Genomic DNA, 15,574 nt, shown 5'->3' on the forward strand with positions numbered 1-15,574 from the left:
GGATAACCCTTAAAAGTTGTCAGTGGAAGTGAATACGCCGACCCGAAGGCCTTCGGCAGTATAGATCTCGCGACCGTCGACGCTCACCGAACCATCGGCGATGGCCAGGTTCAGCTTGCCCTTGAGGACGCGCTTGATCTGAATGTTGTAGGTGACTTTCCTGGCGGTCGGCAGGACCTGGCCAAAGAACTTCACTTCGCCCGAACCCAGGGCGCGACCGCGGCCCGGCAGGCCTTGCCAGCCCAGGAAGAAACCGACCAGCTGCCACATGGCGTCAAGGCCCAGGCAGCCCGGCATCACAGGGTCGCCTTCGAAATGGCAGGCGAAGAACCACAGGTCCGGGGTGATATCCAGCTCGGCGACCAATTCACCTTTGCCGTACTTGCCACCCTCTTCGCTGATATGGGTGATGCGATCCACCATCAGCATGTTCGGGGCGGGCAGTTGCGCGTTACCTGGGCCGAACAGCTCACCGCGACTGCAGCGCAGCAGATCTTCCCGAGTAAAGGCGTTTTGTTTGGTCATGCGAGCTCCTCAATAATCCCATGCGGCAGGGTAGGGCAAATCTTCCCGAACCGAATGAAGCGTTCATGCCTCATGTCGGCAGCCTACACGTAGACTATTGCGTTGTAGTGAAAGTCACAGCGGCAAGGCACTGAATGTACACTTGTTCACTGAAATTTTAAACCGGGCCCGTTTATGGGCCCGTTCGGGTGCCTAAGACTGCCGCACTTTCGTCTTTCACGCCAGTCGGAGTTGGCTGATGGCGCGACGCTATTGCACCCAGCGCTGCAGGATTTGCTGCAAATCCGTACGTTTGAACGGCTTGGCCAGGTAATCGTTCATTCCGGCTGCCAGGCAGGCTTCACGGTCGCCCTGCAACGCGTTGGCAGTCAGGGCGATGATCGGCAGGTCGGCGCAGCCCGGCAGTTGACGGATCTTGCGGGTGGCCTCGTAGCCGTCGATCAGCGGCAGCCGGCAATCCATCAGGATCGCGGTGAAAATCAGGCTCTCGGCACTGCGGATCGCCTCGGCACCGTCGGTGGCCAGGCTCACTTCAAAGCCCAGGCTGCGCAACATGGCTTCGACCACGGTGCGGTTGACCGGGTTGTCCTCCACCAGCAATACATGGCGGCCATCGCCGGCGTTGGCTTTGCCGTCGGCGCCTTGCGCGATGGCCGGCACGCTCTGCTGGTCGATGGCCAGGGGAATTTCCAGGGTAAATACCGAGCCGCGGCCTTCTTCACTTTGCGCGCGCAGGGTGCCGCCCATGCGTTCGGCCAGGGTACGGGCGATGGGCAGGCCGAGGCCGGTGCCACCGTAACGTCTTGAAATGGAACTGTCGGCCTGCTGGAACGCGTCGAACATCAACTCCAGGCGTTCGGCGCAAATCCCGATGCCACTGTCGCGCACGGTGCAGGTGAACCACACCAGTTCATGGTCAAGGGTCTGCCAATGGGGTTCGACGCTGACGCTGCCCTGCTCGGTGAACTTCAGCGCGTTGCCGATCAGGTTCACCAGGATCTGGCGGATTCGCGTCGGGTCGCCCTGCACGCGCAAGGCGTCCAACCCCGGTGGTATCGACAGTTTCAACGCCAGCCCGCGCTGCTGGGCGCTGTGCTGGAACGCCTGGGCGCAGCTGTTGATCAGGTCCGCCAGGTTGAACGGAATATGCTCCAGTTCCAGGGCAGCGCGTTCGATGCGCGAGAAGTCGAGGATGTCGTTGATGACCTTGAGCAAATGCTCGGTGGACTCGGAGGCCAGCGCCGCGTACTCGGTCTGCTCCTCGGTCATCTCGGTGGTTTCCAGCAACTGCAACATGCCCAGCACGCCGTTCATGGGCGTGCGCAGCTCATGGCTCATCATCGCCAGGAAATCCGACTTGGCGTTGTTGGCGCGCTCTGCCTCTTCGCGGGTCTGGATCAACTGGGCCATGGCCTGCTGCTGTTCGCGGCTGGCCTGGTTGAGGCCTTCGGCCAGGTTATTGATGTGTCGCGACAGGTCGCCCAGTTCCGAGTCGTCCACGATCGGCAGCGGCGTCTTGTAGTCACCTTGCTGGATGGCTTTTACCGCGTGGCCCATGGCGCTGATCGGCTGAGACAGGCTGGCGGCCAGGCGCCGCGCGAGCAGGAAGGTAAACAGCAGGGCGAACAGCGCCAGGATGCCGGCCTTGAACAGGATTTCCTGCTGGCGCTGGCTGAATGCGTCGTTGGACATGCCGACGATCACCCGGCCCAGGTAGTCGGCCCGCGGTGCCTTGGGTTCGTTGAGGTTGTCCTGGAAAAAATCATTGCCCAACTGGATGTGTTGCAGGCGAATCGGTGCCTGGAACACTTTGACGGACAACGAGCGGTCGTGTTTTTCCGACGGCTGCTCGACATACACCAGGATGTTCTCGCTGCTGTCCTGGATCTCCAGGAACCGCACATGGGGCGTAGCGAGCGTGGCGCGCAGCAGGCTGTCGAGCACTTCGTTGTTGCCGGAGATCACCCCGTACTCGGTGGCGGGCGCCAGTTGGTTGGCGATCAACTGGCCGGTGTGGTCCAGTTCCTGGCGCAAGTCCTGGATCCGCACGAAGGTGAAAAAGCTGATCAGCAGCAACGTCAGCAACAGCGCCGGGCCCAGGGTGATGAGCTGGGTGCGGGTGTTGATGTCCCAACGACGGCGCAAGGTCATGGGCGTTTTTCTCCTTCGGCCAGGCGGATCGCGACGCCGGCTTCGTCCACCTGTTCGATCCCCAGTGAGCGCGCGACTTGCGGGTTGCCCACGACTTTGAAGTGTTCCGGGTACAGCGAGCGCGGCCAGTTGGCCGGCGGGTGGTCTAGCAAACGGTCAAGCACGGCCAGCCAGTCGGTCTGGTCGCTGTAGGTGCTGGCCAGGCTGCCGGCCCGCACAAAGCCTGCATTCGGGCCCACCAGCGGCAATTGCTGGGCATAGCTGCTCAGCAACAGGTTCTTCGCGGTTTTCGAGTTGTACAACTGCGGGTCATCCAGGCCGAGCAGCACGTCACTGCTCCTGAACAGGTTTTGCAGCGGGCGGCTGTCATTAATGTTGTCCCAGAGCTGTGGCACGATTTCCAGGCCGAGGGATGTGGCGTGCTGGCGCAGTTCGGGCAGCAGGAACTCACTGTCGGCGCCGTAGAGCACGCCGATGCGCCGCGCCTGGGGCAGGATGGCGGCGATCAGGCGCAGTTGGCGTTCCAGCGGTGGGTCGCTCCACAGCAGGCTGATGTGCGGGTGAGGTGTGGTGCCCAGGCGTTGATGGGCCTGCAACCGACTGATACGCAGCACCAGGGTCGGCGGGCCTTGGGTCTCCTGCAGGCGCCAGTCGAGGCTGGGCAGGTCGAGCAGGATCAGACGTGTGTTGGCCGGCAGTCGACCAGGGGCTGGCAGGTTTTTGAGCGGGGTGAAGGTGATGTGGTCTTCGGGGCGTTGCTGGGCCAGGGCCTGGGCGAAGGCCTGGACGCCGGCGCTGTCTTCGGCAGCGGTCAGCAGGATCTCGGCACTCCAGGCCGGCGCGGCAGACAGCAGGCAAGCGAACAGCACAATGCGTCGCCAGAGCGTGTGGATAAAAAAGCAGGTCATCCGTGACGAGTCGCCCATGTCAGAACTCTAACTCTGCGCTGAAGTAGAGCACGTGGCGATGGTCATAATTGTTATCGGCCCAGGTGGTGGGCTGGTGATCCAGGCGTTCTTGCAGCATGCCGGCCAGCTCCACGTTGGCTTTGCCCAGGGCAATGCGCTTGGCCACCCGCAGGTCGACCCGTTCGAAGCGATATTGGTTGAGTGCGTCATCGCCGTAGTAGAACAGCGCGCTGGACCAGCCTTGGCCCCATTCACGCAACCAACCGGCAGAGCCACTGTTGCGTGCGGTCTGTGCCTTGTCCAGCGGGTTGCTGGCGCTGGCATCGACATAAGCATAGGTCAGCCGCAAGCGGTCGGCGTTGCTCACGCGCCAGTCGAACTGGGTTTCGGCACCGGTGAAGCGTGCGCTGTTGGCGTTGCTGGCAATGTACTGGTTATTGCGCAGCGGCGAACTGATCATGTCGGTAATTTCGTCGTAGAACAGTTTCACGTCCATGTTCAGCCCGATGTCGGCAAAGAAGCCGTTGTACCCCAGTTCCCGCGACTTCATCATCTCTTTATCGAGGTTGCCCGGCCCCCGCGTCTTTACGAAGTATTGCCCGGTGGTCTGACCGTAGGCCGGGGAGCTGAGGTTGGTGACGCGATAACTCCAGTTGACGTTGTTCTCGAACATGTCCGGCGAGCGGATGGCTTCGGAGTACACCGCGCGCAAGCCATGGCGCGGGTTGATCAGGTAGTTGACCGCCACCCGTGGCGTCAGCGAATTGCCGCTCAGGTGCGTGTCTTCATACATGGCGCCGCCTTGCAGCAGCCAATGTTCGCTGGCGCGCCATTCCAACTGGCCGAACAGGCGCCAGGTGGTGTCGTCCAGGGTGCCATTGAAGTAGGTATCGGAGTCGGCGCGGTCGTAGCGGTAGTTCATGCCGCTGACCAGGCGCAGGCTGTCGGACAGGCTGAGGGTGTCCTGGATTTCCAAGTCATAGCGACTTTCGCGGGTGCTCTGGTCGATGTCGCCGCACACGCTTTGACTGGCACCGTCGCGCCACTGTTGCAACACCTGGTTGGCCAGCGCTTGCTCGGCAGCGCTACCCGGCGGTGCGCTGCCCTGGCTGTAGGTGTCCATGTGGCGGGCCAGCAGCTCGGCGTAGTTGGGGTTCATCTGCCACAGCTGGGTCAATTCCGGGCTGAACGACACCTTGGCGTCGCAGGCCTTCCAGATTTGCCGGCGGTCCCACTGCTGGGCCGAGCCCTGGATGTAGAGGCTGTGTTCAGGGTTGAAATCGAAATTCCAGCGCAGCGAGCCGGCGTAGTCCTTGGCCGTGACGTCGGAGTTGTTGCCACCTTCGGTAATCCCGGCGAATACCGGGCTGTAGGTATACGGACGTTGGTTGGTGCCTTCCTTCGCATCCAGTTGCCAGTCGATGCTCTGCTGCGCGTTCAACGTCTGGCTCACCGCCAGGCTGAAGCGATTGAGACGACGCCCATCGCGGCGGTCGGCGCCAGCGGCGTCGCTGTCGAACCCATCGTCCTGCTGGCCGGACAGCGACAGGCGCAAATCGCCGGTTTCCCAGCCGATGCCCTGGCTGGCATAGAAGTCATTGATGCCACGCTCGCCACGCACCACTTTGACCCGGGTGCCGTGGCTGTTAGCCGGCGAGCGCGTGAGAATGTTGACCACCGCCATCAAGGCATTGGCGCCGTAGCTGACGGTGTTGGGGCCGCGGAAGACTTCGATGCGCTCGATATCTTCCATCGCTACTGGAATGTCGCTCCAGTCCACGGTGGCCAGGCCGGCGCGGTACACCGAGCGGCCGTCGATCAGCACCTGCATGCGCCGCGCATCGCTGGCGCTGGTGCCGTGGTAGTTCACCGCCGCCTGGTTGCCGGAGGTGTAGCCGACCATCATCCCCGGCACCAGGCGCAGCAACTCGCTGATATCCCGCGCGCCGCTGGCCTTGATCAACTCGCTGTCGATCACGGTCATGCTGCCGGGCACGGCGGCGGCCGATTGCTTGAGACGCGTGGCGGTCAATACCTGGGGCAGCGGCTGGCTGTCGAGGAACAGGTCGTCGGCCATGACAGGCGCACTGCACAGCAGCATCAACCACAGAGATGAACGGGGAGGAGGGCCCAAATACACGGCACGGCCTTGATAATTACGGATAGCCGCCCATGTTAACTGAGGTGGGGCCATTTGCCAGTCGCCGGACTTGCAATTACTTCATGTAAGTGTGGCATTTTCCGACAAGCGCACGAATTGATACGGGGGCTGGCCGCCGACGGGTCGGCCCGTATAATGCCGCCATCGCCACTGGTATGGATTAACGGATTGCATATGACTGAACAGCGCCCTATCGCGGTCCTGGGAGGCGGAAGTTTTGGTACCGCCGTGGCTAACCTGCTGGCCGAGAACGGTCACGCTGTGCGCCAGTGGATGCGCGATCCCGAACAGGCCGAGGCCATTCGGGTGCACCGGGAAAATCCGCGTTACCTCAAAGGCATCAAGATTCATCCGGCGGTCGAGCCGGTTACCGACCTGCTGGACACCCTCACGGCCTGCGACCTGTGCTTCGTCGCGTTGCCGTCCAGCGCCTTGCGCTCGGTGCTGGCGCCCCACGCCGAACGCCTGGTGGGCAAGCTGCTGGTCAGCCTGACCAAGGGCATCGAGGCGCAGACCTTCAAGCTGATGAGCGAAATTCTCGAAGAGATCGCGCCCCAGGCGCGCATTGGCGTGTTATCCGGGCCGAACCTGGCGCGGGAGGTCGCCGAGCACGCGCTGACCGCCACCGTAGTCGCCAGTGAAGACGAAGAGCTGTGCGAACGGGTCCAGGCTGTATTGCACGGCCGTACCTTCCGGGTCTACGCCAGCAGCGACCGCTTTGGCGTCGAGCTGGGCGGTGCGCTGAAAAACGTCTACGCGATCATCGCCGGCATGGCCGTGGCGCTGGGCATGGGCGAGAACACCAAAAGCATGTTGATTACCCGCGCCCTGGCCGAGATGACCCGCTTTGCGGTCAACCAGGGGGCCAACCCGATGACCTTCCTCGGCCTGGCGGGCGTGGGCGACCTGATCGTCACTTGCTCCTCGCCGAAAAGCCGCAACTATCAGGTCGGGTTCGCCCTCGGCCAGGGCCTGAGCCTGGAAGACGCGGTCACGCGCCTGGGCGAAGTGGCCGAGGGCGTCAATACCCTCAAGGTGCTCAAGGCCAAGGCCCAGGAAGTCGGCGTGTATATGCCGTTGGTCGCCGGGCTGCACGCGATCCTGTTTGAAGGGCGCACCTTGAACCAGGTCATCGAGTTGCTGATGCGCGCCGAGCCCAAGACCGATGTCGACTTTATTTCCACCAGTGGTTTCAACTGAGGAACGCGTCATGAACGATCCGCAAGCAGCCCCCAAGTACGAATCCATTGCCCTGCGCATCCTGTGGATGCTGGTGTTTGCCCTGGTTTGGCAAGTGGCGCAGTTCCTGCTCGGCGCGCTGGTGGTGGTGCAACTGATCTACCGCCTGGTCTACGGCGCCCCGAACCTGGGCCTGATGAACTTCGGCGACAGCCTCAGCCAGTTCCTGGCGCAGATCGGTCGTTTCGGCAGCTTCCATACCGAGCAAAAACCGTGGCCGTTCGCCGACTGGCCGACCCCGCGCGCACCCGAGGGCGAAGCTGCCCACAGCGTGCCGCCGGCGCCGCACCCGGTGCGTGATGAAGAGCCGAAACTATGAAGTTGTGGATACTGCGCCACGGCGAGGCCGAAGGGCATGCGCGCACCGATGCCGAACGCAACCTCACCGAGCATGGCCGTGGCGAAGTGTTGCGCAGTGCCGCGCACCTGATCGGCCAGCCCCTCAGTGCGATCATCGCCAGCCCCTATGTGCGGGCGCAGCAGACCGCGCATCTGGTGCGTGATGCGTTGGGCTTCGAGGCGCAGATTCGCACGGTGCCGTGGCTGACCCCCGATGGCAGCCCGTTGCAGGTGCTGGAAAAGCTCGACACCGACGACAATGTGCTGCTGGTCAGCCATCAGCCCCTGGTGGGCAGCCTGATCAGCTTTCTGCAGCATGGTCATCAGCGCCAGCCTCAGCCGATGCACACCGCCAGCCTGGCGGAACTGGAAGGGGATTTCCCGCTGGCGGGGCTGATGAGCCTGGTCAGCGTGAAGAATCCGTAGGCGTTATCGCGGCTTTGTGTGTGCTATATAGTCAACCAAGCAAGTGCTTGGTTGGCTGTCGTCGGACCACAAAGGAGCGCGTCCCATGCCCGTCGCATTTCGATTGCCGTTGCAGGTGTTCTTCGAACGTGAAGCGCGGCACCCGCGCCAGACCTTTCTGGTGCAGCCCGTGGGCGGCGGTGAGGTGCAGCGCCTCACCTGGGGCGATGTCGGCCAACAGGCCCGGTGTGCCGCGCACTGGCTGCGCGCCCGCGAGCTGCCCCCAGGCTCGCACATTGCCCTGATTTCGAAAAACTGTGCGCACTGGATCATTGCCGACCTGGCGATCTGGATGGCCGGGCATGTCTCTGTGCCGCTGTACCCCAACCTCACTGCCGACTCCGTGGCCCATGTGCTCGCCCATTCCGAGGCGGCGCTGGCGTTCATCGGCAAGCTCGACGACTGGCCCGCCATGGCGCCCGGCGTGCCGTCCAATGTCCCGACCATCAGCTTGCCGCTGTGCCCAGCCGGCGCGTTCGATTTCAGCTGGGCCGACCTGCAAGCCTGTTCGCCGATCCAGGATGACCCGGCGCCTGCGGACTGGGACTTGGCCACCATCATCTACACCTCTGGCACCACCGGCCTACCCAAAGGCGTGATGCACAGCTTCGGCGCGCTGGGGTTTGCCGCCACCCGTGGCACCGAATTATTCGGGTTGGGGGAGGGCGACCGCCTGCTGTCCTACCTGCCGCTGTGCCATGTGGCCGAGCGCATGTTTGTGGAAATGGCGGCGATCTACACCGGGCAGACAGTGTTTTTTGCCGAAAGCCTGGAGACGTTTCTGACCGACCTGCGCAGGGCACGTCCGACCGCCCTGTTTGGCGTACCGCGTATCTGGACCAAATTCCAGATGGGCGTCTACGCCAAAATCCCGGAAAAACGCCTGGACACCCTGCTGTGCCTACCCTTCATCGGTAAGCGCGTGGGCCACAAGGTGCTCGCCGGGCTGGGCCTGGATGCGTTGCGCATCGCACTGTCCGGGGCGGCGCCGGTGCCCGAGGCGCTGCTGCGCTGGTATCAGCGCCTGGGCCTGGACGTACTGGAGGTGTACGGCATGACCGAGAGCTGCGGCTACTCCCATGTGTGTCGCCCCGGGCAACAGTCCATCGGCTGGATCGGCCTGCCGTGCCCTGGTGTCGAGGTGCGCATCGATCCTGCGGGCGAAGTGCAAGTGCGCAGCGGTGCGACCATGCTCGGCTACTACAAGGACCCGCACAAAACCGCTGAGACCATCACCGCCGACGGCTTCCTGCGCACCGGCGACAAGGGCGAGCAGGCTGCCGACGGTCGGCTGCGCTTGACCGGGCGCCTCAAGGAGATCTTCAAGACCAGCAAAGGCAAGTACGTGGCCCCGGCACCGATTGAGAACCGCCTGGCCGAACATGCGCGCATCGAACAGGTGTGCGTGGTGGGCGATGGCCTGACCGCGCCGATGGGGCTTTGCGTGTTGTCGGCAATGAGCGAAGAACCGCATGTGCTGCGCAGCAGCCTTGAACGCTGGCTGGAGCAGGTCAATCAAGCATTGGATAAACATGAACGCCTGCGACAGTTGGTGGTGGTGAAAGACAACTGGGCGGTGGAAAACGGCTTTCTGACCCCGACGCTCAAGATCAAACGCAATGTGATCGAATCGACCTACGGTGAACATTTCCAGACGTGGAGCGAGCGTTCCGAAACCGTTCTGTGGCAGGATTAGGGCCATCATAAAACCAACAAGGACAACCGTATGAGCCTGTGGCGCACTCAACCGAATATTGACCAACTCAATGCGATCCAGAAGAACACCATCGGTGAATTGCTGGATATCCGTTTTGAACGCTTCGATGACGAATCGCTGACCGCCAGCATGGTGGTCGACCATCGCACCCATCAGCCTTACGGCTTGTTGCACGGCGGCGCATCGGTGGTCCTGGCCGAAAGCGTCGGCTCCATGGCCGCCTATCTTTGCATCGACGCGAGCAAGTTCTACTGCGTGGGCCTGGAGATCAACGCCAACCACCTGCGCGGTGTGCGCAGTGGGCGGGTGACGGCGGTGGCCAGGGCGATCCATATCGGCCGCACCACCCAGGTGTGGGACATTCGCCTGACCAGCGACGATGGCAAGGCCAATTGCGTGTCGCGCCTGACCATGGCGGTGGTGCCGCTGGGCGAGAACCCGCCGGCGCGATAGGCGTGGCGTGAGTGTCATCATTCCTGGCAGTTACAGTCATTGCTGTGGCGGTCGGGGCTGGTGACAATCAATCTCTGTTTTTGTCGATGGATCCGGTATGTCGCAGCATGTGTTTTTCGCCCACGCCAATGGTTTCCCCTCGGCCACCTACGGCAAGCTGTTTGCCGCCCTGGCCCCGGAATATGCAGTGGCGCACCTGCCGCAGCACGGTCACGACCCCAGGTTTCCGGTGGACGATAACTGGCAGAACCTGGTGGATGAGCTGATCCACCACCTGGAGCGGCAGCCGGAACCGGTGTGGGGTGTGGGGCATTCCCTCGGTGGCGTTTTGCATCTGCATGCAGCCATGCGTTGCCCTCAGTTATATCGCGGAGTGGTCATGCTCGATTCGCCGGTGTTGACCCGCGCCGACCGCTGGGTGATCCGCGCGGCCAAGCGCTTTGGTTTTATTGACCGCCTGACCCCGGCCGGGCGCACCCAGGGACGCCGCGAAGAGTTCAGCGACCTGGACGCCGCGCGCAGCTATTTCGCCGGCAAGACCTTGTTCCGTGGCTTTGACCCGGAATGCTTCGACGCTTACCTGCAACACGGCCTGCACCAGGTCGGTGACCGCCTGCGCCTGCGCTTCGACCCCGCTACCGAGATCAGCATCTACCGGGGCGTGCCCCACACCAGCCCCGGTCAGGTGCGCCAGATGAAGGTGCCGCTGGCGGTGGTGCGCGGCCGGCAGAGCCGGGTGGTGATGCGTCACCACGCCAGCGGCGTCGGTCGCCTGCCCATGGGCGAAATGCTCACCATGCCCGGCGGCCATATGTTCCCCCTTGAACGCCCCCAGGACACCGCGACCTTGATCAAGAACCTGTTCTCCCGCTGGGAAGCCCGCGAGCGCAGTTGCGCATGAGCACACCGGTCGAAGAAGTGCGCCTGAGCCTGCCGCATATCGAGTTGGCGGCCCATCTGTTCGGGCCCGAGGACGGTTTGCCGGTGATCGCGCTGCATGGCTGGCTGGACAACGCCAACAGCTTTGCGCGACTGGCGCCGAAACTTCAGGGCTTGCGCATCGTTGCACTGGATATGGCCGGGCATGGGCATTCGGCGCATCGTCCTATCGGCGCCGGTTACGCCTTGTGGGATTACGCGTACGACGTGCTGCACGTCGCCGAGCAACTGGGTTGGAAACGTTTTGCATTACTTGGCCACTCCCTCGGCGCCATCGTTTCCCTGGTGCTGGCCGGTGCGCTGCCGGAACGGGTGACGCACCTGGGATTGATCGACGGGGTGATCCCGCCCACTGCCAGCGGTGACAACGCCGCCGAACGCTTGGGCATGGCGTTGCAGGCGCAATTGAACCTGCAGGACAAACGCAAGCCGGTCTATAGCACCCTGGATCGAGCGGTCGAGGCGCGCATGAAAGGCGTGGTGGCGGTCAGTCGCGAAGCCGCGGAACTGCTGGCCCAACGCGGTCTGATGCCAGTGCCGGGCGGTTACACCTGGCGCACCGACAGCCGCCTGACCCTGGCTTCGCCGATGCGTCTGACCGATGAGCAGGCAATGGCTTTCGTGCGGCGTGTGGGTTGCCCTACACAGTTGGTGGTCGCGGCTGATGGCATGCTGGCGAAACATTCCGAATTGCTTTCCCAGCTACCCTTTACCGTGACCACGCTGCCAGGCGGCCATCATTTACACCTGAATGACGAGCCCGGCGCGGTCCTTGTTGCAGACTGTTTCAATCGGTTCTTCTGCGCGCCTTGACTTGGGGCGGTCAACTGCCGAGGCTGGGCGGATTGAAAGGGAGTCAACCATGAACTACTTCAACACCGCTGTGACCGCCTATGGCCAGGGCTCGTTGATTCTATGAGCGTGCGTAACGGATGTATCCGTATCCTGGGCTTGGGCCTGCTGAGCCCACTGGTATTTGCCGCCGACATACCGGGTAGCCAGGACCTGCCCACCGTGGCCCGCCAGGTCGACGCGCAAATCGTCGACTACCGTCCCACCGAAGAAAAAGAACGCATCTACCCCATGGGCGCCATCCGCAAGATCAGCGGCCAGCTGCGTTACGAAGGCCAGGCCACCGCACGGGGCCAAGCCACCGCCATCACCTATGAATTACCTGCCGAACACAGCTCCAGTGCCGCATTTACTGCGACGCGCGAAGCGTTGCAGGCGAAGGGCGCGCAGTTGCTGTTCTGGTGCCAGGCCCGGGATTGCGGCGAAAGCAGCCTGTGGGCCAATGAAGTGTTCGGCAACGCCAAGTTGGTCGGCGCCGACGGCCAGCAGGAATACCTGCTGCTGCGCCTGGCAGCCCCCCAGGAAAACTCCCTGGTGGCGCTGTATGGCATCACCCGTGGCAACCGTCGCGCCTATCTGCACGTGGAGCAACTGGACGCCAACGCGCCGCTGGCCGACCTTCTGCCCACCTCCGCAACGCTGCTGCGAGAGCTGAAAAGCACCGGCGAGCTGGATTTCCCCGCGCTGGGCGGCGACCCTGACGACACCTGGCTGACCCTGATTTCCCGTGGGTTGAACCTTGATACCACCTTGCGCGTCAGCCTTACCGGCCCGAACGCCGAAGCCTGGCGCCAGGCCCTGGTCGACAAAGGTGTGCGCGCTGCGCGCATGGAAACCGGCTCCGCTGAAACCAAAGGCCTGCACCTGCATCTGATACGCTGACCGTTACAAGGCGAACGGACCCGCGCCGTTCGCCTAAGCTCTCTTCCTATAGCCTTCTTCTAGAGATACTCCATGCTCAATAACGATCGCCTACTGGTGCAAATCCTGCTGCTGGTGCTGTTCGGTGCCAGCTTCTGGGTGATGGCGCCGTTCTGGTCGGCGCTGTTCTGGGGCGCGGTACTGGCATTTGCCAGTTGGCCGTTGATGGTCCTGCTCACCCGCTGGCTGGGGGGGCGCGAATCCCTGGCCGCCGGCATCCTGACGTTGGGTTGGATGCTGCTGGTGGCGCTGCCGCTGGTGTGGCTGGGCTTCAACCTCGCGGATCACGTGCGCGATGCGACGGCGTTGATCAAGGATATCCAGGTTGACGGCCTGCCGGAGGCACCTGCCTGGCTCGGCTCGATCCCCTTAGTCGGTGAGCGGCTGGTGGCCATGTGGGACAGCATTGACCAACAGGGCGCGGCCTTGATGGTCAGCATCAAGCCCTACCTGGGGCAGGTCGGCAATTGGTTGTTGGCGCGCAGTGCGCAAATCGGTGGTGGGATTCTAGAACTGACCCTGAGCCTGGTCTTCGTGTTCTTTTTCTACCGGGACGGGCCGCGCCTGGCGATGTTTGTTCACCGCCTGCTGGAGCGCTTGATCGGCGAGCGTGCCGGCTATTACATCGAACTGGTGGCCGGCACCGTGCAGCGCGTGGTCAACGGCGTGATCGGCACGGCCGCCGCCCAGGCCCTGTTGGCGCTGATCGGTTTCCTGATCGCCGGGGTGCCGGGTGCGCTGGTGCTGGGCATCGTCACCTTCCTGCTCAGCCTGATTCCCATGGGCCCGCCACTGGTGTGGATCCCGGCCACGGCGTGGCTGGCCTGGAAGGGCGATTACACCTACGCGGTGTTCCTCGGCGTGTGGGGCACGTTCATCATCAGTGGCGTGGACAACGTGCTCAAGCCTTACCTGATCAGCCGCGGCGGCAACCTGCCGTTGGTCATCGTGCTGCTCGGGGTGTTCGGCGGCTTGATTGCCTTTGGTTTCATCGGCCTGTTTATCGGCCCGACCCTACTGGCGGTGGCCTACAGCCTGTTGATGGACTGGAGTGCAACCCAGGCCCAGGGGCGGCGGGAAGACAAGCCGCTCTAGACGCGTGGTAACCACATCACGGCGGTCAAACCACCGCCGGGGGTTTCTTCCAGGTGCAGCCGACCGCCGAGGCGTTCCGCCGCTTCCCTGGAAATCGTCATGCCCAGGCCGACCCCGCCAGAGTTGCGGTTGCGTGAGCCTTCCAGCCGATAGAACGGTTCGAACACCGCCTCACGCTGGTCGGCGGCAATCCCGGGGCCATGGTCGATGACACGGATGACCAGCGCCTCGCGGCTGTCTGTCAGCTCGATGCGCGCCGAACCGGCGTACCGCAGGGCGTTGTCGATCAGGTTGTTGAGGCACGATCGCAAGGCCATCGGCTGCACTTGCAGCGGTGCGCAGGTCCCGCCGAACTGCACATCGGAACCCTGGTCCTGGGCGTTTTCGCTCATCGACTCGACCAGCGCCTGCACGTCCAGCCAATGCCGGGTTTCGCTGGTGCGTTGTTCGTGCAGGTAGCTCAGGGTCGCGTCGAGCATGCCGATCATGTCGTCCAGGTCCTGGCGCATCTGGCCTTGCAGCCGGGTGTCTTCGATCTGTTCCAGGCGCAGCTTCAGGCGTGACAACGGGGTGCGCAGGTCATGGGAGACAGCGCCGAGCATACGGGCGCGTTGGCTGACTTGCTCGCGGATGCGTCGCTGCATCAGGTTGAAAGTCGACGCCGCTTGCTGTGCCTCACGCGGGCCAGATTCGTCGAGGGGCGGGCTGTCGAGGTCCAGGCTCAGGCGCTCGGCAGCTTCGCTCAGGCGCTGGATCGGCCGGCTCAGCAGCTTGGCACCGTACCAGGCGGCGATGATCAACGAGATGAACTGGAACGTCAGTGGCACCACCGGGCCACCAAACCATGGTCGCTTGTGCCTGGCCAGGTGTTTCATCGTGCCGTCCGGCTGCTCGACAAAGGTCTCCTGAGGCGGCGGCGGAGGCGGGCCGTAATAGCGAAACCAGGAAATGGCCAGCACATGAGCCAGCACAATCGCCACCAGCAACACGCCAAACAGTCGACCGAACAGCGTGTTGAAGGCGTTGCGCATCAACCGATATCCCGGGCGTCGAACAGGTAGCCTTCACCCCGCACGGTCTTGATCAATTGGGGCGCCTTGGGATCATCCCCGAGTTTTTGCCGCAGGCGCGACACCAGCAAATCGATGCTGCGATCAAAGGCTTCGATGGAGCGGCCACGGGCGGCATCCAACAGTTGTTCGCGGCTCAACACCCGGCGCGGACGTTCGATGAATACCCACAGCAGGCGAAATTCCGCGTTGGACAGCGGCACCACCAGGCCATCGTCGGCGACCAGTTGGCGCAGCACGCTGTTGAGGCGCCAATTGTCGAAGCGGATATTGGCGCGTTGTTCGGTACGGTCGTCACGCACACGGCGCAGGATGGTCTGGATGCGCGCTACCAGTTCGCGGGGTTCGAAGGGCTTGGACATGTAATCGTCGGCGCCCAGCTCCAGGCCGATGATGCGGTCAGTGGGTTCGCAGCGGGCGGTGAGCATCAGGATCGGGATATCCGATTCCGCGCGCAGCCAGCGGCACAGCGACAGGCCATCTTCGCCCGGCAGCATCAGGTCGAGCACCACCACGTCGAAGGTTTCGGCCTGCATGGCCTGGCGCATCGCCGTACCGTCGGTGACGCCGCTGGCGAGAATGCCGAAGCGGGCCAGGTAGTCGATCAGCAGTTCACGGATCGGCACATCGTCGTCAACGATCAGCGCGCGGGTGTTCCAGCGTTTGTCGTCGGCGATCACCGCGCCTTTTTGCTCGTCGTTCATGGAGACGGAAGGGGTATGCATAGTGCGATCATCTG

General features: G+C 63.2%; 15 protein-coding genes. 9 read left to right on the top strand and 6 right to left on the bottom strand.

All coding sequences use genetic code 11. The annotated features are described in order from the left end of the window. Window positions 1-9: 9 nt before the first annotated feature. The 4 genes from fabA to BM026_RS22525 all read right to left on the bottom strand — a co-directional run bounded on the left by fabA (window position 10) and on the right by BM026_RS22525 (window position 5,724). Window positions 10-525: a 3-hydroxyacyl-[acyl-carrier-protein] dehydratase FabA gene (fabA, locus tag BM026_RS22510; RefSeq protein ID WP_071489573.1), complete on the bottom strand. Its 516-nt coding sequence runs from the start codon at window positions 523-525 to the stop codon at window positions 10-12. 249 nt (window positions 526-774) lie between these two features. Beyond that, on the bottom strand, window positions 775-2,676 hold the full coding sequence (locus BM026_RS22515) for an ATP-binding protein (RefSeq protein ID WP_093530118.1): 1,902 nt from the start codon (window positions 2,674-2,676) through the stop codon (window positions 775-777). After that, a complete protein-coding gene (locus BM026_RS22520) occupies window positions 2,673-3,602 on the bottom strand; it encodes an ABC transporter substrate-binding protein (RefSeq protein ID WP_093530120.1) in 930 nt (309 codons plus the stop codon). The genes BM026_RS22515 and BM026_RS22520 overlap by 4 nt, the downstream gene beginning before the upstream one ends. A gap of 1 nt (window position 3,603) precedes the next feature. Continuing rightward, window positions 3,604-5,724, bottom strand: a complete 2,121-nt coding sequence (locus BM026_RS22525) for a TonB-dependent receptor plug domain-containing protein (protein ID WP_331459194.1) — start codon at window positions 5,722-5,724, stop codon at window positions 3,604-3,606. Between the two features lie 195 nt (window positions 5,725-5,919). On the opposite strand from BM026_RS22525, the gene BM026_RS22530 reads away from it, so the two are divergent. The 9 genes from BM026_RS22530 (at window position 5,920) to BM026_RS22570 (ending at window position 13,765) form a co-directional block, all read left to right on the top strand. After that, a complete protein-coding gene (locus BM026_RS22530) occupies window positions 5,920-6,945 on the top strand; it encodes an NAD(P)H-dependent glycerol-3-phosphate dehydrogenase (RefSeq protein WP_093123120.1) in 1,026 nt (341 codons plus the stop codon). Between the two features lie 10 nt (window positions 6,946-6,955). Further along, complete coding sequence (locus BM026_RS22535; protein ID WP_071489568.1) at window positions 6,956-7,303, top strand: DUF4389 domain-containing protein; 348 nt, start codon at window positions 6,956-6,958, stop codon at window positions 7,301-7,303. Further along, a complete protein-coding gene (gene sixA / locus BM026_RS22540; RefSeq protein WP_092247876.1) occupies window positions 7,300-7,749 on the top strand; it encodes a phosphohistidine phosphatase SixA in 450 nt (149 codons plus the stop codon). Before BM026_RS22535 ends, sixA begins: the two co-directional genes overlap by 4 nt. A gap of 85 nt (window positions 7,750-7,834) precedes the next feature. Then, entirely contained in the window at window positions 7,835-9,484 is a 1,650-nt protein-coding gene (locus BM026_RS22545; RefSeq protein WP_093530122.1) for an AMP-binding protein, read from the top strand. Window positions 9,485-9,514: 30 nt separating this feature from the next. Beyond that, entirely contained in the window at window positions 9,515-9,958 is a 444-nt protein-coding gene (locus BM026_RS22550; protein WP_071496211.1) for a hotdog fold thioesterase, read from the top strand. A 97-nt stretch (window positions 9,959-10,055) separates the two neighbouring features. Continuing rightward, entirely contained in the window at window positions 10,056-10,859 is an 804-nt protein-coding gene (locus BM026_RS22555) for an alpha/beta fold hydrolase (RefSeq protein ID WP_093530124.1), read from the top strand. Beyond that, window positions 10,856-11,710, top strand: coding sequence for an alpha/beta hydrolase (locus tag BM026_RS22560; RefSeq protein WP_092247885.1), 855 nt, complete (start codon window positions 10,856-10,858; stop codon window positions 11,708-11,710). The genes BM026_RS22555 and BM026_RS22560 overlap by 4 nt, the downstream gene beginning before the upstream one ends. A 102-nt stretch (window positions 11,711-11,812) precedes the next feature. Further along, on the top strand, window positions 11,813-12,631 hold the full coding sequence (locus BM026_RS22565) for a DUF4892 domain-containing protein (RefSeq protein WP_092247888.1): 819 nt from the start codon (window positions 11,813-11,815) through the stop codon (window positions 12,629-12,631). Window positions 12,632-12,703: 72 nt separating this feature from the next. Continuing rightward, a complete protein-coding gene (locus BM026_RS22570) occupies window positions 12,704-13,765 on the top strand; it encodes an AI-2E family transporter (RefSeq protein WP_071489561.1) in 1,062 nt (353 codons plus the stop codon). On the opposite strand, the gene BM026_RS22575 is transcribed toward BM026_RS22570, so the two are convergent. Both BM026_RS22575 and BM026_RS22580 read right to left on the bottom strand, forming a co-directional pair. Beyond that, window positions 13,762-14,796, bottom strand: a complete 1,035-nt coding sequence (locus tag BM026_RS22575; protein WP_071489560.1) for a sensor histidine kinase — start codon at window positions 14,794-14,796, stop codon at window positions 13,762-13,764. The two genes, BM026_RS22570 and BM026_RS22575, sit on opposite strands and share 4 nt — an antisense overlap. Then, on the bottom strand, window positions 14,796-15,560 hold the full coding sequence (locus BM026_RS22580) for a response regulator (RefSeq protein ID WP_058427191.1): 765 nt from the start codon (window positions 15,558-15,560) through the stop codon (window positions 14,796-14,798). Before BM026_RS22580 ends, BM026_RS22575 begins: the two co-directional genes overlap by 1 nt. Window positions 15,561-15,574 lie beyond the last annotated feature (14 nt).

It is taken from the genome of Pseudomonas sp. NFPP24, from assembly GCF_900112095.1.
In the GTDB taxonomy this organism is placed as follows: Bacteria; Pseudomonadota; Gammaproteobacteria; order Pseudomonadales; family Pseudomonadaceae; genus Aquipseudomonas; species Aquipseudomonas extremorientalis.

Excerpts from the sequence above, each read along its gene's own strand:
- BM026_RS22530 (WP_093123120.1), top strand. The coding sequence starts at position 5,920 with ATGACTGAACAGCGCCCTATCGCGGTCCTGGGAGGCGGAAGTTTTGGT.
- BM026_RS22555 (WP_093530124.1), top strand. The coding sequence starts at position 10,056 with ATGTCGCAGCATGTGTTTTTCGCCCACGCCAATGGTTTCCCCTCGGCC.
- fabA (WP_071489573.1), bottom strand. The coding sequence starts at position 525 with ATGACCAAACAAAACGCCTTTACTCGGGAAGATCTGCTGCGCTGCAGT.
- BM026_RS22565 (WP_092247888.1), top strand. The coding sequence starts at position 11,813 with ATGAGCGTGCGTAACGGATGTATCCGTATCCTGGGCTTGGGCCTGCTG.
- BM026_RS22560 (WP_092247885.1), top strand. The coding sequence starts at position 10,856 with ATGAGCACACCGGTCGAAGAAGTGCGCCTGAGCCTGCCGCATATCGAG.
- BM026_RS22550 (WP_071496211.1), top strand. The coding sequence starts at position 9,515 with ATGAGCCTGTGGCGCACTCAACCGAATATTGACCAACTCAATGCGATC.
- BM026_RS22575 (WP_071489560.1), bottom strand. The coding sequence starts at position 14,796 with ATGCGCAACGCCTTCAACACGCTGTTCGGTCGACTGTTTGGCGTGTTG.
- BM026_RS22535 (WP_071489568.1), top strand. The coding sequence starts at position 6,956 with ATGAACGATCCGCAAGCAGCCCCCAAGTACGAATCCATTGCCCTGCGC.
- BM026_RS22515 (WP_093530118.1), bottom strand. The coding sequence starts at position 2,676 with ATGACCTTGCGCCGTCGTTGGGACATCAACACCCGCACCCAGCTCATC.
- BM026_RS22570 (WP_071489561.1), top strand. The coding sequence starts at position 12,704 with ATGCTCAATAACGATCGCCTACTGGTGCAAATCCTGCTGCTGGTGCTG.
- sixA (WP_092247876.1), top strand. The coding sequence starts at position 7,300 with ATGAAGTTGTGGATACTGCGCCACGGCGAGGCCGAAGGGCATGCGCGC.
- BM026_RS22545 (WP_093530122.1), top strand. The coding sequence starts at position 7,835 with ATGCCCGTCGCATTTCGATTGCCGTTGCAGGTGTTCTTCGAACGTGAA.
- BM026_RS22520 (WP_093530120.1), bottom strand. The coding sequence starts at position 3,602 with ATGGGCGACTCGTCACGGATGACCTGCTTTTTTATCCACACGCTCTGG.
- BM026_RS22580 (WP_058427191.1), bottom strand. The coding sequence starts at position 15,560 with ATGCATACCCCTTCCGTCTCCATGAACGACGAGCAAAAAGGCGCGGTG.